Raw genomic sequence first — 20785 nt, 5'->3', positions numbered from 1 at the left:
TTGGTTCGTACCTCCCCTGACCTACTCTTGCCCCGCGAACCAATGTTCGCGCGCCTTCATGATCAAGGCTTTGGCATCTTCTTCAGACTGGCCGGTCAGGGCGGTCAGTTCGTCAAGGCCTAAGTCGGCCAGATCATCCCGGGTGTTCACGCCGCCTTCGGCGAGCTTGCCGATCAACTCGGGCGTGAGGCCCTCGAGATCGCGCAGGTTCTGCGAAACGCCGTCCACGCTTTCCTCTCGGGCAATTTCCATGGTGAGCAGCGCATCCTTGGCGCGGGCACGCAGCTCGTTCACGGTTTCTTCGTCGAAGCTTTCGATCTCCAGCATTTCCTGCAGCGGCACGTAGGCCACCTCTTCGAGGCTGGCGAAGCCTTCCTCGATCAGGATGTTGGCGATTTCCTCGTCCACATCGAGCTTTTCCATGAACAGCTTGCGGGCCGTGTCGGTCTCGTTGGCCTGCTTTTGCGCACTTTCAGCCGCGTCCATGATGTTGATCTTCCAGCCCGTCAGGTCGGAAGCAAGGCGCACATTCTGGCCACCGCGGCCGATGGCGATGGCGAGGTTTTCCTCGTCCACCACCACGTCCATGGCGTGTTTCTCTTCATCCACCACGATGGACGACACGTTGGCCGGCGCCAGCGCGCCGATCACGAACTGGGCGGGGTCTTCCGACCACAGCACGATGTCCACCCGCTCGCCGGCCAGTTCGTTGGTGACCGCGTTGACACGCGTGCCACGCACGCCCACGCAGGTGCCGATGGGATCGACGCGCTTGTCGTGCGACAGCACCGCGATCTTGGCGCGGCTGCCGGCATCGCGCGCGCAGCTCTTGATCTCCAGCAGGCCCTGCTCGATCTCGGGCACTTCGTTGCGAAACAGCTCGATCATGAACTCGGGCGCCGAGCGCGAGAGGATGATGGGCGCGCCGCGCAGCGTCAGGTCCACTTCCATGATCATGGCGCGCACGCGGTCGCCATTGCGAAGGTTTTCCTTGGGGATCATCTCGGAGCGGCGCAGGCGGCCTTCCACCCGGCCCGACTCGACGATGATGTCGCCCTTGTCCATGCGCTTGACGGTGCCGGTGAAGATCTTTTCGCCGCGCGACATGAAGTCGTTGAGCAGCATCTCGCGCTCGGCGTCGCGGATCTTCTGCAGGATGACCTGCTTGGCAGCCATGGCGCCGATGCGGCCGATCGGCACGGAATCGACGCCTTCTTCGATGAATTCACCCACTTCGATGTCGGCGATGCGCTCGCGGGCATCCATCAGCAGCTCTTCGGCTTCGGGGTTCTGCAGACCAGCGTCGTCGGGCACGACGAGCCAGCGACGGAAAGTCTCGTAGTTGCCGCTGTCACGGTCGATGGCGACACGGATGTCCACTTCGCCTTGGTACAGCTTCTTCGTGGCCTGGGCAAGGGCCAATTCGACGGCGCCAAAGACCACATCGCGTTCCACGTTCTTCTCACGCGAAATGGCTTCGACCAACATCAACAGTTCGCGATTCATGCGACGACTCTCCTATTTTTCAATCTCTTGAAGGCCGCCGCGCCGCGCGCGCCAACCTTTGTATTCGTTCGGTGTGTCAGGCCTGGACCGGCCCGTCTTTGGATCCCCGCCCCTTGAAATCGACGATGGACGCCAGGCGCGCATCGCGCAGTTCGTCCAGCGTGAAACCCAGCGCTTGCAGCGGCGCCGGTACCCGTTTCTTGCTGACCCGCTGGCCAGGCTTCACGGGCGGCTCCTCGCTCCAGACGACCTGCCATCCACCGGCTTCGGTACGCTCCAGCGTGCCGCGGAATTTCTTGCGGTTGGCATTGACCTGACCGCCGCCAGCCTCGCCGATGGGCGCCTTGAGCGTGAGGTCCACCATGTGCCCGGTGAAACGGATGAAATCCTGCTCGTGACGCAGAGGGCGATCGATGCCGGGCGAGGAAATCTCCAGCCGCTTGTACTCGACGCCATCCACTTCCAGCGCGAACTGCAGTTGCCGCGTGACCTTTTCGCAGTCTTCCACGGTGACGAACTGCTCGGGCAGCACGGGCTCGCCCTCCACGGGCGCCTGCCAGGGCAAATCGATGGTGATGCGCAGCAGGCCGCCGGCGGAGCGCTCGATCTCCACCAGGTCATAGCCCAGCCCGGTCACGGTTTGTTCAACGATCTGCTGCAATGCCACGTGTTGTTCTGTTCAGTATCCAGAAGTACAAAAAACCCGATAACCACCTAGGACCTTCCAGGGCAGCTTCGAGCTCCAAAAGCGAACGGCCAAAAAAAACGGGCGGTAGGTACCCGCCCGTTTGGTCGTGAAGATGCAATTGTAGCCTGTCGCGCGCCGCTTTGCAAAGGCGGCGGCATGCAATTTGCATTGGCGCCACAGGCGTACTGGCCGCCCCTGCGGCCAGCGAGCGAAAAACCCGGCGGTTCTCCGCTATCCATGGGCTGCGCGCACCCGTTCGATCAGCGCCTGGGCCTGCGGATCCCGCCCTGCCGGAGGCTGGGATGCCAGGCTGTCGAGCAACCGCGAAAGCACCCCGGACTGGGGCAGCAGCGGACCGAGAAAGCGCGCGCCGGCCGGATCGGCGATGAGCAGGGTCGGAAAGGTTTCCACGTCCAGATCGCCGGCCAGGTCTTCCTCGTCTTCGATGTCCACCCACACGAAGCGGGCCTGCGGATGGGCTTGCGCCACGGTGTCGAACACCGCCCGGTATTCGCGGCACGCACCGCACCAGCCGGCACACAGGCAGACGACCCACCAGCCGGCGGTCGCGCTGGAAAGGGAGATGTCGGGAGAGGCGGCCGGTGCGTGCATGGAAGAAAGGGTGGAGCTCAGGGATGGCGCCCCTCACGGGCGCGGTAGATGTCCATCGTACCCACACTGGCCGCCCGGTTGCCCCAGGCGTTGCGAACATAGGTCGATACCGCCGCCACGTCGTCGTCACCCAGCACGTGACGGAATGGCGGCATGCCGTAGGGACGCGGGTTGCCGGCCGTGGTGGGCGGGTAACCGCCCAGGAGCACCATGCGCACCAGATTGGTCGGATTTTCCATGGTCGCGGCGCGGTTTCCTGCCAGTGCGGGAAACGCCCCAGGCCGGCCCTCGCCGCGCTCTCCGTGGCATTGCGCGCATTGTTGCGAATACACGGCAGCGCCCCGCTCCATGGCCGAAGCGGACGGGGGTACCACCGCCGGCGCCGGGCGTTCGTGTGCGGGCAGCGCGCGCAGGTAGACCGCCATGGCGCCCAGGTCGGCGTCGTTCAGGTATTGGGTGCTGCGGAACACCACCTCGGCCATGGGCCCGGTGACCGACCCGCGCGGCGCCACGCCGGTGCGCAACAGCGCCACCACGTCTTCCTGCGGCCAGCCGGCCACACCCGCCTCGGCGGCGGCGTTGAGGGCTGGGGCATACCAGTTCTGTACCGGGATGAGCCCGCCGCGGAACGCCTGCGACTCGCTCGTCGCGCCGAAGGCGTTGCGCGGGCTGTGGCAGGCCGCGCAATGGCCCAGGCCCTGCACGAGGTAGGCCCCACGGTTCCATTCGACCGACTGCTGCGGATCGGGCGCCAGCGTGCCGGGCCGGAAGAACAGTGCGCGCCAGCCGGCCAGCGCGGCTTGCGTGCTGAACGGGAACGCCAGCGCATGCGGCGTGTTGGTGCGCTGCACGGCCGGCAGGCTGCGCAGGTAGGCGTAGATCGCGTCGGAATCCTCGCGCGTGACGTGGGTGTAGTTGGGGTAGGGAAACGCGGGGTACAGCAGCCGGCCGTCCCGAGACCGGCCGTGGTGCATCGCGCGCCAGAACTCCGCCGCTGTCCAGCGCCCCAGGCCGGTTTCGGCGTCGGGCGTGAGGTTGCTGGCGAACACCACGCCGAACGGCGTCTCCACGCCCCGACCTCCGGCGAACGGCGCCCCGCCCTGCGCGGTGTGGCACGACATGCAATTGCCCGCACGCGCCAGGTATTCGCCGCGCTGCACGGCCTGCGGCGCGGGCTGGGCCAGGGGCACGTCCTGCGGCGGCAAGGGCGCTTCGCCGCGCAGGTTCAGGTACACCACCACGGCGCACGCCAAGGCGCCCAGCAGCACCAGGCCGGCCAGCCCTTTCAGCGCGCGCTTCATCGCAAGCCCCCCGATGCGCCCGTGCCGGCAGCGGCCACGCCGCCGCAGGGCATCGGCAGCCGGCCGGGCAAGGCAGCGGCAGGCCGAGCGTCGGCGGGCACGGCCTGCGCGGACAGCCAGGCGGTGACCGCACTCACGTCTTCGGGTGCAAGCTGGCGGGCCACATGGGCCATGCAATCGGGCGCCTGGGCACGCCGCTGGCCGGTCTGCCAGGCGCCAATCTGGCTGTTGAGGTAATCGCGCGGCAATCCGAGCAGGCCGGGAATGGCCGGGGCCACGCCGGTCATGGCAGCCCCATGGCACTGCACGCAGGCCGGAATGCCCAGCGCCGCATCCCCCTGGCGCACCAGCGTGCGCCCGCGTTCCAGGGCCGCAGGCGTGGCCGGGGTCGGGGGCGGCGGCGTGTAGGGCAGGTCCAGCGCGGCGAAATGCGCGGCGATCTCGCGCAGGTAGTCGTCAGTCATGTGCTCCAGCAGGTAGGCCATTTGCGGATAGCTGCGGCGGCCGTCCCGAAAATTGAGCAGCTGGTGGTAGAGGTAGCCCGCCGGCTTGCCGGCGATGCGCGGAAAGTAGCCCTCCTGGGTGGCGCGCCCTTCCCAGCCGTGGCAGGCGGTGCAGGCCAGCACGCGGTCGCCCAGGGCAGGAGCGGCCGGCCCGTCGGCAGGGGCCGCCGCGGCGGCCGGCCCCGCCGCCGTCAGCAGCGCCAGCAGCGACACGAGGGCCGGCAAGGCCAGGCGCCCGGCCCGGCGTGCGGTTTCATTCATGGGGATCCGATCGGACGTGGAAATGCGGCAGGTCTGCCATGGTGCGACTCTACGCACCTCGGGCAAAACAGTACAGATTCAGTTTGCCGCTAAAAATACGGATCAGTTGCATGCCGTCCACGCCGCCACGGTCCATCCACCACCCCTCCCCGGTCCGCTCCCGTCCATGAAACGCTACGAACGCCACGCCGACGCCCTCGCCCAGTTGATCCACAGCGGCGCCCTGCGCGCGGGCGATCGCATGCCCTCGGTGCGGGAAACCAGCCGGGCCCGGGGCATCAGCCCATCGACCGTGTTCGCGGCCTACGACCTGCTGGAAGCGCAGGGCCTGGTGCATGCGCGGCCGCGCTCGGGCTACTACGTGAGCCACCGGCAGCCGTCCGCCACGGACCGCGTCCCGGCCGAGCCCCAGCCTTCGGCGCCGCACGACGGCTCGCGCGGCGTGGAGATCAGCGACTTGGTGTTCGACGTGCTGGGATCGGCGCGCGACCCGCACCTGGTGCCGCTCGGGTCGGCGTTTCCGGGCCCTGAACTCTTTCCGCTGGCGCGGCTGGCGCGCTGCCTGTCCAGCGGCATGCGCCGGCTGGACCCGGCCGCCATCGTGCAGCACCTGGCGCCAGGCGACGAGCGGCTGCGCCAGCAGATCGCGCTGCGCTACGGCCTGCACGGCATGGCGGTGGATGCGGCCGAGATCGTGACCACCAACGGCGCGATGGAGGCGCTCAACCTGTGCCTGGAGGCCATCACGCAGCCGGGCGACATCGTGGTGCTGGAGTCGCCCACCTTCTACGCGGCGCTGCAGGCGCTGGAGCGGCTGCGGCTGCGCGCGGTGGAGATCACCACCCACCCGCGCGAAGGCATCGACCTGGGCGCCCTGGAACGCGCGCTGCGCGCGCACCCCGTCAAGGCCTGCTGGCTGATGCCCACATTCCAGAACCCGCTGGGCAGCACCCTGCCCGAGGAGCGCAAGGAGGCGCTGGTGGCGCTGCTGGCCCGCCACGGCGTGCCGCTGATCGAGGACGACGTGTATGGCGAACTGCACTTCGCCCCGCGCCGCCCACCGCCGGCCAAGGCCTTCGACACCGGGGGCCAGGTGCTGCACTGCAGCTCGTTCAGCAAATGTTTGGCGCCCGGCTACCGCGTGGGCTGGGTGGCCGCGGGCCGCTTTGCCGGCGCGGTGCAGCGGTTGAAGCTGATGACCACGCTTTCGACCGCCACGCCGTCGCAGCAGGCGCTGTCGGAATACCTGGACCAGGGCGGCTACGACCGGCACCTGCGCCAGTTGCGTGGCACGCTGGCGCGCCAGCAGGCGCGCGCACGGGCGCTGATCGCCGAGCACTTTCCGCCCGGCACGCGCGTGTCGCGGCCGGACGGCGGGTATTTCCTGTGGGTGGAGCTGCCCCAGTCCGTGGATGCCCTGGCCCTGCACCGCGCGGCGCTGGGCCAGGGCATCAGCCTGGCGCCGGGGCACCTCTTTTCCACCGACCGGCGCTTCTCGCACTGCGTGCGCATCAACTGCGGCCACCCGGCCGCGGCGCGCTTCGACGAGGCCCTGCGCACCGTGGGGGCGCTGGCCGGCGCGCTGTGCCGGAGCGGGCCCACCGGCGCCGCCACCGATTGCTATTAAATCAATAGCAACAGAGACAATGACGACTAGGGCATCGGCACTTTTTCTTTCAAACCGCCGCCCCGCCATCCTTCCGCGTCAGGGAAGCACGGAAGACGCCCTGGCCTTGGCCATCAGCGCATCTGCATCGCGCCGCAGCAGCAGGCGCCCCGCCACCAGTGCATCGGCCGCCTGGGTGACCGCGGCCACGTAGCCGGCCTGCGTGCCGTACAGCTCTTCCAACGACGGCCGCGCATCGCCCGCCGCCAGCCGCGCGGCGCGCGTCTTGTGGAAGGGAATGAAGCTGCCGGTGAGGTTGGACAGATCGGTGATGCCCGGCGTGGCCACGTAGTTGAACTCGATGCTCGTGCCCAGCGGGGCGCGCGCTTCCACGCTCTGGATGCCGGCGCGGGCCAGGCCGGTGGACGGGTCCACCTGCGGCACCAGGATGGCGTAGTCGCGGCCCACGGCGCGCGGCGGCTGCAGCGTGGCGATGCCGGACTCGTCCTGCGGCACGTACTGCGGCCCGAAGTCCAGCAGTGAGAAGCCGTTGTAGCGCGCCAGGTAGTCGAACGCCGGGATGGCGGTCGGCGTGCCGCCCACGCTCCAGGTCAATCCCCGCATGGCCGGATACACGAGCTTCGCGGGCGGCACCAGCGTGCCGTCGGCCACCTTGGGCACCTGGCTGGCTGGCGGCTCGGTGCCGCGCACCACCCAGTCTTCCAGCGCGATGAACAGCGCGCGGAAGGTGTCGGTGAAGTGCACCACCGTGCCGGCCGGATAGACATTGCGCGTGGGCGCGTAGCTGATGCTTTCGGTGCCGCCCGTGCCGCCGTGCTGCGTGCTGGCGTAGTAGTAGATGCGCGCATTGGCGGGCTGGGCGAGGTCGCGCAGGCCGTTGGCATCCGTCAGCACCGGTGAGCCCTGCAGCTGCCAGAACTCGGTGCCCGACAGGCCCAGGAAGAACTTCGGGCAGGTGTCGGTGGCCGCGCAGCGCTTCATCACGCCGCCTTGCCGGCCGCTCACCTCGTCGCTGTAGTCCTTGTCCAGCCCGCGCGGCGCCGTCTGGCCGAAGGCCGTGTGGTCGGTGCGCAGCCCACCGCCGCCGCCCGGCACGGCGAAGCGCGTGTTGATGTGGGTCTGGCGCGCGGCCACGTGGGCGAACATGCCGTCGAACACCTTGCCGCCGCGCAGCGACTGGTTGAAGCCCAGGTGCAGGAAGGTCTTCATCGCATTGCCCGACTGCGAGGTGCCCTGCCCCAGCGTGGACTGGATGCGGCCGGCGACCGGGTTGGCCCGGCCATCGGCATCGGCCGCCGCGCTGCGGAAAAAGCTCACCGTGTCGCGCAGCGCCGCCAGGCCCACGCCCATGACCTTGGGGTCTTTCGCCACATAGACCAGCTCGTACAGGTACTGCGGATCGAAGCCGCCCTGCAGGCACACGCTGGCCGGGTTGGGCGTGCCCGGGAACGGGTTGGCGGCCGCATCGCAGGTGGCGAACTTCCACTGGCCCGAGGGCACGGGCTCGCGCGCATCGGTCTCGTTGCGTCGGCGGGTGAGCGAATAGCCGGGTTGGGTGTTGTCCAGGCTGGCGGGCTCGTACGGGATCATGGTGCCGTTGAACACGCCGCCCGGCAGCGCCATGGCAGCCACGGCGGCCGTGGGCACGAGTTCGGTGCGGTACGGGCCGGTGATGGTGCTGCCGTCCTGGTTCCGGGCCACGGGCACCGTCACGGTCAGGCGAGCGGGCGTGCTCTTGGGCACATCGCCCTGCCAGGCCGAATACAGCATCACGTAGCCCCGCTCGAAGTACACCGCATCGCCCGGCGTCGCGGCCGGGTTGGGCTGCGTGAGGATGTTGCCGCGGTTGGGCGCGTCGTAGCGCAGCACGCCGCTGGCGCGGGCCATGTCCTTGGGCTTGAGCATCACGAAGTCGGCGCTGTACTCCACCATGCCGCGCGCATTGACGGGGGCCAGTTGCAGGTCCTGGATCACCGCATTGCGCGGGTCGGCGGGATCGACCTCGCCGCGCAGGGTGCCGGTCAGTTTCTCGTAGGCGCCCACGCTGCCGTAGGTGCCCGCGACGTCCTCGGTGGCCGTGATGGACAGGCGCATCTGCGGGGCGGTGGCCGCGGGAGGGGAATCGCTGCCGCCGCAGGCGGCCAGCAGCGCCGCAGCCAGCACGGGCGCCATGGCGCGCAGCCGGGGGCGACCCAGCGGGTAAATCGCGAAGGACGGGAATGTCATGGTTTTGTCTCCGGAAGGTTCTTGGGTGTTGTCGTCGGTACAGGGCAAGGCTGCGCCCTCCCCGCCGTGCGCTGCGGCGGGGACGTGCGCGCCTTCAGGGCGCGGCCCGATGGGCCGTGAGGGGGCGAGAACCTATTCGGGCTGGATGCCCGCGGCCTTGATGACCTGGCCCCATTTCTGGGTTTCGGCGGCCTGGAACTTCGCGAGTTCGTCGGAGGTGGTGGTCCAGGCCTCGGAGCCCGCCATGTCGTAGAACGACTGGGCCGCCGCGCTCTTGGTGGCCTGCCCAAGCAGTTCGTTGAGCCGCGCCACCACCGGGGCCGGCGTGCCCGCAGGCACGTAGGCGGCGAACCAGTAGCCCATGTCGTAGCCCTTCACGCCGGCCTCTTCGATGGTGGGCACGTCGGGCAGTTGCGCACCGCGCTTTTTCGTCGAATAGCCCAGCGCGCGCAGCTTGCCGGCCTTGATCTGCGGCACGCCCGTCGAGGTGTCGGTGATCATCAGATCGATCTGCCCGCCCAGCAGGTCGGTGATGGCCAGGGGGTTGCTCTTGTAGGGCACGTGCAGGATGTCCACGCCGGCCAGTTGCTTGAGCATCTCCCCCGCGACGCGGCTGGACGAACTGCCGCTGCCAAAGCTGAGCTTGCCCGGGCTCTTCTTGGCCGCCGCGATCAGCTCGCCTACGTTCCTGTAGGGCGCCGCGGCGTTCACCACCAGCACCTGGCCGCCCTTGCCCAGGCCGGTGACCGGCACGAAATCCTTCACCGGGTCATAGGACAGCTTTTTGTACAGGTGCTCGTTGGCGGCGTGCGTGGTGTTGGTGGTGATGAGCACCGTGTAGCCGTCCGGCGCGGCCTTGGCCACGGCCTGCGCGGCGATCATGCCGCTGGCGCCGGCCTTGTTGTCCACCACCACCGCCTGCCTGGTGTCGGTGGTGACGGACTGGCCGAGGGCGCGCGCGAGCTGGTCGGTGGCGCTGCCCGCCGCGAACGGCACGACGAAGGTGATGGGCTTGGACGGATAGGCCGGGGCCTGGGCAGCGGCCGGCCCGGCCACCGCCAGGCCCAGAACCGCCGCCACGGTGGCGGCGAGCGCATGGCGGCGCGAGGCATGCCGGTGCGGTTCGGGGCGAGGCTGGGGGTGGAAAAAGGGGTTCATGTCGTCTCCTGTGTGGTTATGGAAAAAGCGATGCAGGACCGCGGGCCTGGCGCATGGCCGGGTGCGGCATTCGAAAGGCGTTACCCGGGCGGTCCCGCCAGGTGCGCGGCCAGCGCGGCAGGCACCTCGACGGGCAGGTCGAGCAGCAGGAACGACAGCGCCTTGCCGTGGCTGTCGAGGTTGAGCGCATCGTTCACGCCGCCGTCCAGCACGTCGTCGATGACGAAGTTCATGGCATGCAGGTTCGGCAGCAGGTAGCGCGCGACGCGGCTGGGCCGGCGCAGCGCGAACTGGCGCGCCACGGCGGCCTCGGTGACCTGCGCGGTCAGCACCTCCCACAGCGCGGGATGCCAGGCGATCACGCTGATGTTGGAGCGGTTGCCTTTGTCGCCCGTGCGGCTGTGCGCCAGGCGGTACAGGGGCACGGTCAAGGGCGCGGCGGTGGCGGAGGCCGAAGCGGACGATGGCGCGGCAGCCGATGCGGGGATCGAAGGGGCGGCGGTGGTCATGGGCGTGTTCCTCAAAGGCTTGGCGTCAATCCAGCATCACGTGGCCCACGGCCACGGACTCGCGCGGCACCAGGCACGAAACCGTGCCCAGGCGCGGCCGCATCGCGGTGCGCACGCCGCCGCCGCCCGCCGGGCCGCAGCAGTACAGGGCCGTCACCTCGCGCACCAGGCGCTGGGCGCTGGCGTGCTCCCGGTGCTGCAGCGCCACGCGCAGGCGCACATCGCGGGCATCGCCGGCCGCAGCCGCGTCCCGCCAGTGCCCGGCGTCGTCGCCGAACACGCTGGTCACCCCGATCAGGTCGATGCGCAGCGGCGCGACGCCGGCCAGGCGCTCGCGCAGAACCTCGCCCGCCAGCCGCGCGCGTGCTTCGGCACGGGCCCCGGCATAGGAAATCTCGCCCTCGGCGAACCAGCCGGATTCGAAGCACACATTCACCTTGAGCGACGGTGGCCGCACATGGCCGCTCACCCCTTCCAGCCGCACACGGTCGGTGCCGGCCGGCAGCACGCGCGCGGTGGTGATGTCGGCCACCACATCGGGCGTGAGGTAGGCGGCCGGGTCGTGCAGCTCGTACAACAGCTGCTCCTTCACCGTGCGCTCGTCGATGCGCCCGCCTGTGCCCGCGGGCTTGGCGATGGTGCAGTGGCCATCGGCGTCGATCTCGGCGATGGGGTAGCCCAGTTGCGCCATGCCCGGCACGTCCTTGTAGCCCGGGTCGGCGAAATACCCGCCGGTGACCTGCGAGCCGCATTCCAGCAGATGCCCGGCCATGGTGGCGCGCGCCAGCCGGTCCCAGTCGTCCGGGGCCCAGCCGAAATGCGCGAGGGCCGGCCCCACCACCAGCGAGGGGTCCGCCACGCGGCCGCACACCACGATGTCGGCGCCAGCGCGCAGCGCATCAGCGATCGGCTGCGCGCCGATGTACGCATTGGCGCTCACGATGGGGTCGGTGGGCAGGGCTGCGCCCAGCGCCTGGGCCAGCACGGCACGGTGCCCGTCCCCGCTCAGGTCGTCGCCCTGCACCACGGCGATGCGGGGGCGGCGCGCGCCCAGCGCTTGGGCCAATTGCTGGATGCGGTGCGCGGCACCCAGCGGATTGGCCGCGCCGAAATTGCTCACGATGCGAATGCCGTGCTGCAGGCACTGCGCCAGCACGGGGCGCAGCAGGTCGTCGAGCAGCGGCTCGTAGCCGGCGTCCGGATCGGCACGGCGCGCCAACTGGGCCAGGGCCAGGGTGCGCTCGGCCAGGGTTTCGAAAATCAGTACCGCGGGCTGGCCGCTGTCGATGAGGGCCTGCACCACGGGTGCGGCGGCATCGGTGCGGTCGCCCGAGAAGCCGGCGGCGCAGCCGACCAGCAGGTTTTTTGGGGGGGGCATGGTTGTCTCCTGCCGGCCAATGTAGGCGCCGCGCGTTATTCTGTGAAATAGATAATCAGGATCAATTCATCCAAATCTTCAATGAATATCTCCACACGGCAGATCGATGCCTTTCTCGCCCTGGCCGGCCAGCGCAGCTTCACGCGGGCGGCCGCGCACTGCCACCTGTCGCAGCCCGCCTTCAGCGCGCTCATCCGCACGCTGGAAGATGCGATGGGACTGAAGCTGTTCGACCGCAGCACGCGCCACGTGGCCCTGACGGCGGAAGGAGAGGATTTTCTGGAATCCGCGCGCCGCATCCGGGCCGAGGTCGACAACGCCTTCGCCGCGGTGCACGACACCGCCACACTGCGCCGGGGGCGCGTGGCGATCGCCCTGCTGCCCTCGCTCGCGGCGGGCTGGCTGCCCGGTGTGCTGGCAGCGTATCGCGCAGCCCATCCCGGCATCGAACTGGACATCGCCGATGTGCTGTCGGAACCCTGCATCGAGCGGGTGGCCACGGGCAAGGCCGATTTCGCGTTGGCGGCCATCCGGGCAGATACGCCGGAATTGCAGGCCGAGCCGTTCAGCAGCGACGGCTTTCACCTGGTGTGCCGCGCCGACCATCCACTCGCGCGCCGCCGACGCAGCGGCGGCAAGGTCGTTGCGGTGCAACCCGCCGACCTGGCGGCGTTCCCTTTCGTGCATCTGGCCCGAACCAGCAGCGTGCGCCAGTACCTGGAGGCAGCGCTGCACCCGCAGGCGATGAACACGCTCATGGAAGTGGAACAGCTCGCCACCGTGATGGGCATGGTGCGCGCGGGCCTGGGCATCAGCGTGGTGCCCACGCTCACGCTTTTCCACTTCGACCAACCCGGGCTGGTGACACGGCCACTGGCATTGCCGGGGCTGACCCGCCAGATCTACCTGGTGCGGCGCCGGGACCGCAGCCTGTCGGTCGCGGCCCAGGCGATGTATTCCCTGGTCATGGAGCACCGGCCTTGAGCGCCATCAGGCGCTTCTTTTTTTCATAGCAAATTAAGCCGTGGATAAAGCGGTACAAGCGGATTGGACTCAAGACCTGGACCCGGCCGTGGCCGCGCCGTACCGGCTCAGTGGTGAGGCGGCGGCTCCTGCACGGGTGGCCCATCGCCTCCCGGCGGGTCTTCGACGGGCGGTGCAGGCGTCCAGGCGGGCTGGGGCGGCGTATCCAGCGGAGGCTGCGGGGTGGTCGGGGTCGGAATGGGGATGGAGGACGCGTGCATCGATGGCCTTTCAAGGGACAGTGAAAACGTGGGGATCGGCGGTGCCGCTGCAGCGGGCGAAACAGGCGCCTGGCAGCATGAAGCCAGCCCTACTCCGTCTTCTTTCGGTCATCGAGCTCGCCGATCAGCGCCGCACCCTGGCGTGAGGACAACCGGGGTTCCTTGTGCGCATCGCCCCCGTAGTCCAGGCCCAGGCCGCGTGCCGAGCCGGAGGCATCGACGGCGGCGATCGGGCCTGTGGGATGCTCATGCACCGCGTCTTCCGGCGCGCGGTTGGCGTACGTGGATTCGTCACCACTGGCTCCGAAGCGCCGGGGGCCTTCGCCATCGCCGCGGTTCTCGCCGTCCACTTCGCCACGGCCGCGCGCGTCGTCGCGCATTCCATAGAGGTTGAAATGGCCCTGATCGCGCTGGCGATCCTGCTCGGGCGTCAATTTGTCATGTGCCATTTTTTTCGCTCCTGAAAAGGAAGCTGCCAGCCTATGCCGCGCATGGCCAGGCAGGTGTAGGACCAGCGCTTCCAACGGCCGGGCACTAAAAATCGGGTGAAAGTTGCTCCAAAATACTGTAAATTCATACAGCATCAACCCAAGGAGCACGCCATGGAAACGGAAGAACTCACCTACACGGTCACCCTGCGCGACTATCCGGAAAACCTGCCCGAACGCGAGCGCACCAACGCCGAACGCCGCTATGCCAAAGCGATGGAAAAGGCCTTCGGCTCCGCCGCCCAGGTCGCCGCGGCACTGGACACGCTGCGCAGCCTGGAAGAGTCGCCGCCCGAAGTGGTGCCTCCTGCCGATCTCGCCTTGCTGCGGCAATGGGGCAAGGCCAGTACCGCGGCGCGCCAGGCCGCGTTCCAGGGCTTGGGCGAGGCAGAGAGCGCGTACTTCGACGTCCATCTGGCGGGATGAACTGGCGTTGTTGCCCGTCCTTTCCCCAGCCATTCCCACACCCATGGGCTTCGACCAAATCGCCATCGCTTTGCTGGGCGCCGCCGCGGCGTGGCTCTCTCAATCGCGCCACGAGGAACGCCGGCGCTGGGCCTGCATCTTCGGACTGCTGGGACAGCCCTTCTGGTTCTATGCCAGCTGGACGGCGGGCCAATGGGGCATCTTCGCCGTCAGCGTCCTCTACATGGGGGCGTGGCTTCGCGGCCTGTGGATCCACTGGCTGACCGCCCGCGAGGCGCCGCAGGGCATCGGTACCATTCAACTGACCCCGCAACGCAGGCCTTGACCGCCGCCCACGGCCATCGCGGTCGATGGTGGTGTCCTGCCGCAATCGTCCTACGCGAAACCAGCGAGTGACAGACCTAGCATGGCGCTCCCATTCCATCAGGAGCCACCCATGTCGGACGACGCCACGAAAACTGCGGAAGACCGCAAACTCATCAGCCTGGCCGAGGACTACGAGGTGCGCGACTGGGCCCGGTCTCTGAATTGCACGGAGGACGAGTTGCGCAGCGCGGTGAAAGCCGTGGGCAATTCTGCGCAGGCGGTGCGCTCTTATCTGGCGAATCGGTAGGTGCTCGCCATGTGGGAAGAACCAGTTGGAAAATTGGCAGATCTTCGGCAAGTGTGCATGCCGGACTCACGTGACAACGTGCTGGGCGCGGATCCAGCGCAATTGCCGCAGCAGGCACATCAAGCGCACGAGGCCCGTGTGCAAATGAGCCATTCGGAGGCGCCTTCGCGCCAGCTTTCCTGAGGGCCCAGCAAGAGTTGATCAGCGCTTGGCAAGGCCTCTGCCCTTGCACTGCGATGCCCGCATTATCGAGCTGAGCCGTCCATTTTGCACAATCCACCACTTTCCATGCAGTGGGACAACAGATTGGTCAACAGCGCCTAATATTGACCTGTCGACACTCCCTGTCGACACCTCCCTTTCTTGCTCTTGAGCAAGTTTCAGCCCGCCTTGTGCGGGCTGCCTTTTTTTGTGCAGCCGCTTTCAGTCGCCTTGGCGATCTGATGCGTGAGGAATGCATTCAAAGGTGAAAGGAAAGCACTGGATGCAATCGTCCACACTCAGACAGCGGATGGCCAGCCCCGGTGTATATCTGTCTATTAGGTGTCGTCAGTGCGCTGTTTCGCTTCGACCATGAACGCCCCCCAATCGTCGTAACAGAACTTGGTGTCGCAGTGCATGCGAGATGACGATCTGCTGGGAGTGGTTCAACCTGACGAATGGGCACTTCCAACTTTCAGTCGCCAATCAATAAGTTGAATACACCCACCATCCATAGGTGCTGTAACCCATCGCCCCGCCTGAACCTGGGCTGGATCTTGCAACTTCCCCGTCTAGATGGACCAGGCCCAATCTATAGTCTGCTGGATTTGTGGACCAGGGAGTGCACTTCTTTATCAATGCCGGTGTTGTGGCTGGAGCAGCGCATGACGGATCCGCCGAAATCGCATTATTCAGGGAATGCAGCGCAGCCTGAGCTTGCGCGTATGAGACGGAAAGGGAGAACCATCTCCATCCCGTCCAGGGCTGGTTGGTGGAAAACGCTGACCCTGGCTCGGTTGTCGAGTACGTGGTTCCAGGGTTGAACGACGTGCCGATGATCGGGCTCTCCGTTGCTTCATCCCTTGCGATGCTCTGAATAGGAGCCGGCGGCTCGCCACCGGAGGGGAAATCGAAGGCCCACACACCAAACCAGATATACCTCGATTGACTGCCGGTTTTCTCTTCAAGCGTAAACGACGGCCCGACATGCGCTCTTGCCTTGCCCGCGGTGTGAGCAGTCGGCACTTGGAGCATCAGAGAGAAATTAAATTTGCTGGTTGGCCCTCGCCCGAAAGGCCGATGGTCGACGTCCTGGGAAAACGCATAGTCAAGATTGCCACCCATGATGTTCCGATGGTGGCCGACCGGCGTTCCATCTGCATTGAACACCGGCACACCATTTTCGGTTCTCTGGTTCCAAGGAAGATTGTAGGCATTCAGCATTGCGCCATAGCGTGGCGAAACCACCCCACCATCGAGCACGTCGTGCGCTGACACAGCTGTTCCGCCATAACTCGCCCCGGGCTTACTACGCTGGTAGTTTTCCAGCGGGCTCGGTACCGCAAGACCCGTAAAGTCACCAAGATTCCAGCCGCTAAATGCGACGCCATCCTGATTGAATGCTGGATTCATTGCCGCAGTTGCATTGTCTACCGACCAAATTGGTCGGTTGTATAGGTCGGGGCTAAATACCGTTAAATCGAACTTGACGTTGCCGGCAATCCCTCCCACTGGGGGAGACATGACGTAGAAATAATCAGTCCCAGCCATGGCGACGCCGGCTGCCAAGCCAAAGACAGTTGTGATGAGAGATTTATTGATCGATTTCATTGATTTCCTCCTATTCCTGCCCGATGGCCAGCCCAAACACTGCGGAGGCCCGGAGTAACGAACCTTAGAATCGAAGGCTTACTTGTAGCTTGCTTCTACAAGAAAAATCAGGTTGTAGCGAACCCAAATATTTTGGTCGGGTCGACGCAAAATTTTGACCGCCATTGTTTTTGGGGACCGGTCGTTGGCGGCATAGCCAGCGAAAAATCAGACTTTGGAGGCATGATGCCTCGGAGGGTAAAGTCCCAGGTGAAATGAAAAGCGACGCTAATGGTCGCGTTTCCTCTTTTGAAGCTCTCGCATGATCTGCTTCCCATACGGCGTATCAGTTGAAGGTTCGTAAAGTCCGCTTTCACAGGAAAAACGGACATGAAGAGGAGCAAATTCACCGACGAACCTAACGCAGGGAGGTCAAGCTGAACAGGGTGTGGCGTGACGACCACCTCCATATGCATCCTCTCTGTGAATGGTTCGTTGGAAGACAAACCTCAACGCCCCAGCGCCTACCAACTTCGTCTGTATGAAATAGAAGTCACATGTGGCAAGAATGCGCTACGCAGCAAGCACTCGCATCTCTTGATGGCAGAGGGTTCTGCAGAAAATCTGCCAGAGACGGACAAGAAAAAAGCACTTACCGCGTAATCGCCGTAAGTGCTTGATTCAATTCATATCTTTGGTGGGACGTGCGGGGGTCGAACCCACGACAAACGGATTAAAAGTCCGCTGCTCTACCAACTGAGCTAACGTCCCAACCTTTGCCACATCGGCATGGAACCCAATGCAGCAAAGCCTCGAATTATAGCGTCTTTTCCAGGCGGATCTACCGCTTTGGCACGGTTGCCAGCATGTCCAAGACCCATCCGGCAGCGCATTGGCCAAACGTGGCGGTCACCGCCACCACCGAACCATAGCCATGGCAATTGAGCGAACCGTCGCCATCGCCGGCGATATCGCAGGATGCATGGGGACGTGCCACCGCTTCCCGGCTGAACACGCACTGGACACCGATGCGGCGCCCCTCTTTCGCAGCACCATAGTGTTTGCGCAACCGGTAACGCATCTGGGCGAGCAGCGGATCGTGCGTGGTGTTCGACAGATCGTCGATGTCCACCTTGTGCGCCAGCCGTTTGCCGCCTGCAGCACCCACCGCCACGAGCCGATGCTTACCGCGAATCGCCCAGTCAGCGATCAGCGCCTTGGTCTTGACCTGGTCGCAGGCATCCACGACCGCATCGACCCCGTGCGGCAACAAGGCCGGCCAGTTGCCGGCATCCGCAAACTCCTCGATGCAAGTCACCTCGCACTCAGGATTGATCTGTCCAATGCGGTCTCGCATGGCTTCGACCTTGGCTTGGCCCACCGTGCTGGACAGGGCATGGATTTGGCGGTTGATATTGGACTCGGCCACCTGATCCAGGTCGATCAATGTGAGGTGCCCGACACCGCTGCGCGCCAGCGCTTCCGCAGTCCAGGAGCCCACGCCGCCAATGCCCACCACGGCCACATGCGCGTTGCGAATGCGCGCGGCGCCGTCCACGCCATACAGACGCTCCAGGCCGCTGAAGCGGCGCTGGAGATCGGCGGTGCCGGCATCCTGCATCGCGTTGACGTGCGAATGGATTTCTGCCGAAGGCTCTACCGCGCCGCTCACTTCAGGCGCGACAAGCGTTCTTTGGCCGCTCCAGCCGCTTCCGACTGGGGGTAGACGCGGATCAGGTCTTCCAGCGTCTTGCGAGCGGCGCGCGTGTCCTTCAACTCGATCTGGCAGTTGGCGATCGACAACGCAGCCTCCGGGGCACGCGCATGGTCAGGCGCAGCAGCCAGCAAGGCCTTGAAGTTGTTGATGGCTTCTTTGTAATCGCGCGTAGCGTATTGGGCATTGCCCAGCCAGAACCTGGCGGAAGGCGCATAGCCGCTGCGCGGGTACTGCTTCAGGAAATTTCCGAATGCGCTCACGGCATCCGGAAACTTGCCAGTACGAAAGACCGCCAGTGCCGCATCGAAATCCCGCTTTTCGGCGGGGTCGGCCTGGAACTCCTGACCATCCACCGTGACCTTGGCAGGTTCGAACTGGCGCAGCCGTTCGTCAACGCCTTGGGCGATGTCTTTCTGGCGGCGCTGCAGCTCGGAGACATCCCGAAGCAACTGCTCGTTCTGCCCACGCAGATTGGCCTGCTCAGCCCTCAGGGTTTCGATCTGCGTCTGCAGATCGAGCAGGCTTCGGCGCATCTGGGAAGTCTCGTCGCCTGAGCGACGAAGATCGTCACCCGCACGCTGATTGGCCTGCTGCAGCGTGTCTACACGCTGACGCAATTCCAGAATGGCGCGGCGTGCTTCTTCATCCTCGAACAGCGCGGCATGGCTTGTCGGAGCGAAAGCCGCCGACAGGGCCAAGGCCAGCAGGGCAAGTGCCTTGCGGGGAACCACCATCTGCGCGCTCATCAACGGTAAGACAGCTCAACGCGGCGATTCTGGGCGTACACGTCTTCCGTGCTGCCCTGTGCCGCAGGCTTTTCCTTGCCGAAGCTCACGGCTTCCATTTGCGCTTCCGACACACCGAGCAAGGCAAGCGAGCGGCGCACCGCTTCAGCGCGCTTCTGACCCAGGGCCAGGTTGTATTCACGGCCGCCACGCTCGTCGGTGTGGCCTTCGATCATGACCTTGCGGTTCTGGCCTGCCTTGATGAAACGGGCGTGCTGCTCGATCAGCGACTGGAACTCCGGCTTGACCGCGTAGCTGTCGTAGTCGAAGTACACGATGCGGCTCACGCCGACCGGGCCGGCGCCATCGCGCGCCGACTGGCTCAGGTCCACGGGAGCGACGCCGCTTTGTGAAGCGCCGTTGGGGTTGGCGCCACCATTGCCTGGCATCGTCGAAGTAGCGCCCTTGTCTTCCACAGGCACGTCTTCCAGCTTTACGCCGGAGCTGCAGCCAGCCACGATGGCTGCAGCGATGAAGATGGCGGAAATGCGTTTGAAGGGAAAGCGGTTCATTGAAATACTCCTCAAGTCCAAATGATCAAAAATCGAAAGATGGGCGGTCACTGTTTTTGGAACGGGCCCCAGTCGGGCTCGCGGATATCACCGCCCTGCCCGGCCAAGCGCGCCTTTATCTTGCCGTCCAGCGTGGTCGTCATGAGCGCTTCCCGGCCTTGTTGCTGCGTCGCGTAGACGATCAGGCGGCTGTTGGGCGCAAAGCTGGGGTTTTCATCTGCAGTCGTGTCGGTCACGGCCGTGGCCGTACCGGTCGCCAGATCCATGACGTGGAGCTTGAACGCACCGCCAATGCGCGAAACGTAAGCCAGCCACTTGCCGTCGGGGCTGATGCTGGGGGAAATATTGTAGGAACCAGTGAACGTCACACGCTCGGCATTGCCGCCCGAGGTGCCGACCTTGTAGATCTGCGGTGCGCCGCCCCGATCGCTCACGAAGTAGATGCTACGGCCATCGCTCGAGAACATGGGTTCGGTATCGATGCCGGTGCTCTGCATGAGACGGCGAGGCTCGCCGCCATTGGCATCGATGGTGTAGAGCTGCGAGCCACCGTCGCGGCTCAGAGTCACGGCGAGCGTGCGGCCGTCGGGAGACCATGCAGGCGCGCTATTGGAGCCCCTGAAGTTGGCGATCAGGCGGCGCCGGCCCGAGGCCACATCGTGCACATACACAACCGGCTTGCGCGACTCGAAAGACACATAGGCCAATTGCCCACCGCTGGGAGACCAGGCCGGCGAAATGATGGGCTCCGGGCTGGACAACGCCGATTGCGCGTTCTCTCCATCGGCATCGGCCACCCAGAGGCTGTAGCGCGGACCGGACTTGGTGACATAAGCAATGCGGGTCGAGAACACCCCGCGCTGGCCCGTGAGCTTTTCGTAGATGAAATCAGCGATGCGGTGGGCCACCAGACGCAGGTCTCCCTGCGTGACCACAAAGCTCTGGCCACCGAGGTCCTGGCCACGCACCACGTCCCACAAGCGAAAGCGGATGTCGAAGCGACCATCGGGCAAGCGCGCGATGCTGCCGGTCGTGAGCGATTCCGCGCCCTTTTGCTTCCAAAGGGCGACGTCGGGGCGCGACGTTTCGTCGAGCGCCGGCCCGGAAGAATCGACCGCCCGGAACTGGCCACTGCGCTCCAGGTCGGCCTGGATGATGGCCGAGATCTTTTGCGGGGACTGCGCCTCACCACGGAACGGCGAGATCGCAAAGGGAAGCTGGGTCAAACCCACGCCGGTGATTTCGACCCTGAACTGGGCCAGTGCAGGCAGTGCGGAGGAAGAAACCAGCGCGGTGATAGCGTGCCGGCGAGAAAGGTGCGGCAGAGCCGCAGCAAGAATGGAGGATGGATTTCGGTCAATAGTCATTGGCAGCCATCGGATACCGAGCAAATGCCGGTGGACAGACCGTGGATGTTACACACTGGGGGGATACCCCTGT

At 65.9% G+C, this 20785-nt stretch carries 21 protein-coding genes and 1 tRNA gene; 6 read left to right on the top strand and 16 right to left on the bottom strand.

Annotated features, from left to right (window positions below; genetic code table 11):
- Nucleotides 1–21 precede the first annotated feature (21 nt).
- The 5 genes from nusA to AVME950_RS17340 all read right to left on the bottom strand — a co-directional run bounded on the left by nusA (nucleotide 22) and on the right by AVME950_RS17340 (nucleotide 4871).
- Nucleotides 22–1506, bottom strand: coding sequence for a transcription termination factor NusA (gene nusA, locus AVME950_RS17360; RefSeq protein ID WP_272568708.1), 1485 nt, complete (start codon nucleotides 1504–1506; stop codon nucleotides 22–24).
- Between the two features lie 76 nt (nucleotides 1507–1582).
- Complete coding sequence (rimP, locus tag AVME950_RS17355; protein ID WP_272568705.1) at nucleotides 1583–2173, bottom strand: ribosome maturation factor RimP; 591 nt, start codon at nucleotides 2171–2173, stop codon at nucleotides 1583–1585.
- A 252-nt stretch (nucleotides 2174–2425) separates the two neighbouring features.
- Nucleotides 2426–2806 (bottom strand): thioredoxin family protein, encoded by a 381-nt coding sequence (locus AVME950_RS17350; protein ID WP_284430779.1) that lies wholly within the window; start codon nucleotides 2804–2806, stop codon nucleotides 2426–2428.
- 17 nt (nucleotides 2807–2823) lie between these two features.
- The gene (locus tag AVME950_RS17345; protein WP_284430778.1) at nucleotides 2824–4107 is read right to left on the bottom strand and encodes a cytochrome c; all 1284 of its coding nucleotides are present in this window, start codon (nucleotides 4105–4107) and stop codon (nucleotides 2824–2826) included.
- Nucleotides 4104–4871, bottom strand: a complete 768-nt coding sequence (locus AVME950_RS17340) for a c-type cytochrome (protein ID WP_284430777.1) — start codon at nucleotides 4869–4871, stop codon at nucleotides 4104–4106. The genes AVME950_RS17345 and AVME950_RS17340 overlap by 4 nt, the downstream gene beginning before the upstream one ends.
- A 166-nt stretch (nucleotides 4872–5037) precedes the next feature.
- Between AVME950_RS17340 and AVME950_RS17335 the strand changes: the two genes are divergently transcribed.
- Entirely contained in the window at nucleotides 5038–6498 is a 1461-nt protein-coding gene (locus tag AVME950_RS17335) for an aminotransferase-like domain-containing protein (RefSeq protein WP_284430776.1), read from the top strand.
- A gap of 78 nt (nucleotides 6499–6576) precedes the next feature.
- Here AVME950_RS17335 and AVME950_RS17330 read toward each other — a convergent pair whose 3' ends face one another.
- The 4 genes from AVME950_RS17330 to AVME950_RS17315 all read right to left on the bottom strand — a co-directional run bounded on the left by AVME950_RS17330 (nucleotide 6577) and on the right by AVME950_RS17315 (nucleotide 11769).
- Nucleotides 6577–8670, bottom strand: a complete 2094-nt coding sequence (locus tag AVME950_RS17330) for an alpha/beta hydrolase domain-containing protein (protein WP_284430949.1) — start codon at nucleotides 8668–8670, stop codon at nucleotides 6577–6579.
- A gap of 186 nt (nucleotides 8671–8856) precedes the next feature.
- The gene (locus AVME950_RS17325) at nucleotides 8857–9882 is read right to left on the bottom strand and encodes a Bug family tripartite tricarboxylate transporter substrate binding protein (RefSeq protein ID WP_284430775.1); all 1026 of its coding nucleotides are present in this window, start codon (nucleotides 9880–9882) and stop codon (nucleotides 8857–8859) included.
- Between the two features lie 80 nt (nucleotides 9883–9962).
- A complete protein-coding gene (locus AVME950_RS17320) occupies nucleotides 9963–10391 on the bottom strand; it encodes an AtuA-related protein (protein WP_284430774.1) in 429 nt (142 codons plus the stop codon).
- Nucleotides 10392–10416: 25 nt separating this feature from the next.
- Nucleotides 10417–11769 carry an acyclic terpene utilization AtuA family protein gene (locus AVME950_RS17315; protein WP_284430773.1) on the bottom strand — a complete coding sequence of 451 codons (1353 nt, stop codon included), beginning with the start codon at nucleotides 11767–11769 and terminating at the stop codon, nucleotides 10417–10419.
- Nucleotides 11770–11850: 81 nt separating this feature from the next.
- Between AVME950_RS17315 and AVME950_RS17310 the strand changes: the two genes are divergently transcribed.
- Entirely contained in the window at nucleotides 11851–12753 is a 903-nt protein-coding gene (locus AVME950_RS17310; RefSeq protein ID WP_284430772.1) for a LysR family transcriptional regulator, read from the top strand.
- 349 nt (nucleotides 12754–13102) lie between these two features.
- On the opposite strand, the gene AVME950_RS17305 is transcribed toward AVME950_RS17310, so the two are convergent.
- Nucleotides 13103–13462 (bottom strand): hypothetical protein, encoded by a 360-nt coding sequence (locus AVME950_RS17305; RefSeq protein WP_284430771.1) that lies wholly within the window; start codon nucleotides 13460–13462, stop codon nucleotides 13103–13105.
- Nucleotides 13463–13615: 153 nt separating this feature from the next.
- Here AVME950_RS17305 and AVME950_RS17300 point away from each other — a divergent pair, with 153 nt between their 5' ends.
- From AVME950_RS17300 to AVME950_RS17290, 3 genes are all read left to right on the top strand, one after another.
- Nucleotides 13616–13927: a hypothetical protein gene (locus AVME950_RS17300; RefSeq protein WP_284406272.1), complete on the top strand. Its 312-nt coding sequence runs from the start codon at nucleotides 13616–13618 to the stop codon at nucleotides 13925–13927.
- Nucleotides 13928–13970: 43 nt separating this feature from the next.
- On the top strand, nucleotides 13971–14252 hold the full coding sequence (locus tag AVME950_RS17295) for a hypothetical protein (RefSeq protein WP_284430770.1): 282 nt from the start codon (nucleotides 13971–13973) through the stop codon (nucleotides 14250–14252).
- A gap of 111 nt (nucleotides 14253–14363) precedes the next feature.
- Nucleotides 14364–14540 (top strand): DUF3606 domain-containing protein, encoded by a 177-nt coding sequence (locus AVME950_RS17290; protein WP_284430769.1) that lies wholly within the window; start codon nucleotides 14364–14366, stop codon nucleotides 14538–14540.
- 687 nt (nucleotides 14541–15227) lie between these two features.
- Here the strand turns inward: AVME950_RS17290 and AVME950_RS17285 are convergent.
- A complete protein-coding gene (locus AVME950_RS17285; RefSeq protein ID WP_284430768.1) occupies nucleotides 15228–16352 on the bottom strand; it encodes a hypothetical protein in 1125 nt (374 codons plus the stop codon).
- 432 nt (nucleotides 16353–16784) lie between these two features.
- Here AVME950_RS17285 and AVME950_RS17280 point away from each other — a divergent pair, with 432 nt between their 5' ends.
- Nucleotides 16785–16994: a hypothetical protein gene (locus AVME950_RS17280; protein WP_284430767.1), complete on the top strand. Its 210-nt coding sequence runs from the start codon at nucleotides 16785–16787 to the stop codon at nucleotides 16992–16994.
- 32 nt (nucleotides 16995–17026) lie between these two features.
- On the opposite strand, the gene AVME950_RS17275 is transcribed toward AVME950_RS17280, so the two are convergent.
- The 5 genes from AVME950_RS17275 to tolB form a co-directional block, all read right to left on the bottom strand.
- A tRNA-Lys gene (locus AVME950_RS17275) sits at nucleotides 17027–17102 on the bottom strand.
- A gap of 70 nt (nucleotides 17103–17172) precedes the next feature.
- A complete protein-coding gene (locus AVME950_RS17270; protein WP_284430948.1) occupies nucleotides 17173–17952 on the bottom strand; it encodes a tRNA threonylcarbamoyladenosine dehydratase in 780 nt (259 codons plus the stop codon).
- A 47-nt stretch (nucleotides 17953–17999) separates the two neighbouring features.
- Complete coding sequence (gene ybgF / locus AVME950_RS17265; protein ID WP_284430766.1) at nucleotides 18000–18794, bottom strand: tol-pal system protein YbgF; 795 nt, start codon at nucleotides 18792–18794, stop codon at nucleotides 18000–18002.
- On the bottom strand, nucleotides 18794–19345 hold the full coding sequence (pal, locus tag AVME950_RS17260) for a peptidoglycan-associated lipoprotein Pal (protein WP_284430765.1): 552 nt from the start codon (nucleotides 19343–19345) through the stop codon (nucleotides 18794–18796). Before pal ends, ybgF begins: the two co-directional genes overlap by 1 nt.
- A 47-nt stretch (nucleotides 19346–19392) precedes the next feature.
- Complete coding sequence (gene tolB / locus AVME950_RS17255) at nucleotides 19393–20712, bottom strand: Tol-Pal system beta propeller repeat protein TolB (RefSeq protein WP_284430764.1); 1320 nt, start codon at nucleotides 20710–20712, stop codon at nucleotides 19393–19395.
- Nucleotides 20713–20785: the final 73 nt, after the last annotated feature.

It is taken from the genome of Acidovorax sp. SUPP950 (assembly GCF_030158935.1).
In the GTDB taxonomy this organism is placed as follows: Bacteria; Pseudomonadota; Gammaproteobacteria; order Burkholderiales; family Burkholderiaceae_C; genus Paracidovorax.
Note: the sequence above shows the minus strand (reverse complement) of the source record. Positions and strands in the feature narration are given on the sequence as shown.

Bases quoted from the DNA above. Each gene is read 5' to 3' on its own strand.
- nusA (WP_272568708.1), bottom strand. From the start codon at position 1,506: ATGAATCGCGAACTGTTGATGTTGGTCGAAGCCATTTCGCGTGAGAAG.
- AVME950_RS17350 (WP_284430779.1), bottom strand. From the start codon at position 2,806: ATGCACGCACCGGCCGCCTCTCCCGACATCTCCCTTTCCAGCGCGACC.
- AVME950_RS17345 (WP_284430778.1), bottom strand. From the start codon at position 4,107: ATGAAGCGCGCGCTGAAAGGGCTGGCCGGCCTGGTGCTGCTGGGCGCC.
- AVME950_RS17340 (WP_284430777.1), bottom strand. From the start codon at position 4,871: ATGAATGAAACCGCACGCCGGGCCGGGCGCCTGGCCTTGCCGGCCCTC.
- AVME950_RS17335 (WP_284430776.1), top strand. From the start codon at position 5,038: ATGAAACGCTACGAACGCCACGCCGACGCCCTCGCCCAGTTGATCCAC.
- AVME950_RS17330 (WP_284430949.1), bottom strand. From the start codon at position 8,670: ATGGCGCCCGTGCTGGCTGCGGCGCTGCTGGCCGCCTGCGGCGGCAGC.
- AVME950_RS17325 (WP_284430775.1), bottom strand. From the start codon at position 9,882: ATGAACCCCTTTTTCCACCCCCAGCCTCGCCCCGAACCGCACCGGCAT.
- AVME950_RS17320 (WP_284430774.1), bottom strand. From the start codon at position 10,391: ATGACCACCGCCGCCCCTTCGATCCCCGCATCGGCTGCCGCGCCATCG.
- AVME950_RS17315 (WP_284430773.1), bottom strand. From the start codon at position 11,769: ATGCCCCCCCCAAAAAACCTGCTGGTCGGCTGCGCCGCCGGCTTCTCG.
- AVME950_RS17310 (WP_284430772.1), top strand. From the start codon at position 11,851: ATGAATATCTCCACACGGCAGATCGATGCCTTTCTCGCCCTGGCCGGC.
- AVME950_RS17305 (WP_284430771.1), bottom strand. From the start codon at position 13,462: ATGGCACATGACAAATTGACGCCCGAGCAGGATCGCCAGCGCGATCAG.
- AVME950_RS17300 (WP_284406272.1), top strand. From the start codon at position 13,616: ATGGAAACGGAAGAACTCACCTACACGGTCACCCTGCGCGACTATCCG.
- AVME950_RS17295 (WP_284430770.1), top strand. From the start codon at position 13,971: ATGGGCTTCGACCAAATCGCCATCGCTTTGCTGGGCGCCGCCGCGGCG.
- AVME950_RS17290 (WP_284430769.1), top strand. From the start codon at position 14,364: ATGTCGGACGACGCCACGAAAACTGCGGAAGACCGCAAACTCATCAGC.
- AVME950_RS17285 (WP_284430768.1), bottom strand. From the start codon at position 16,352: ATGAAATCGATCAATAAATCTCTCATCACAACTGTCTTTGGCTTGGCA.
- AVME950_RS17270 (WP_284430948.1), bottom strand. From the start codon at position 17,952: ATGCAGGATGCCGGCACCGCCGATCTCCAGCGCCGCTTCAGCGGCCTG.
- ybgF (WP_284430766.1), bottom strand. From the start codon at position 18,794: ATGAGCGCGCAGATGGTGGTTCCCCGCAAGGCACTTGCCCTGCTGGCC.
- pal (WP_284430765.1), bottom strand. From the start codon at position 19,345: ATGAACCGCTTTCCCTTCAAACGCATTTCCGCCATCTTCATCGCTGCA.
- tolB (WP_284430764.1), bottom strand. From the start codon at position 20,712: ATGACTATTGACCGAAATCCATCCTCCATTCTTGCTGCGGCTCTGCCG.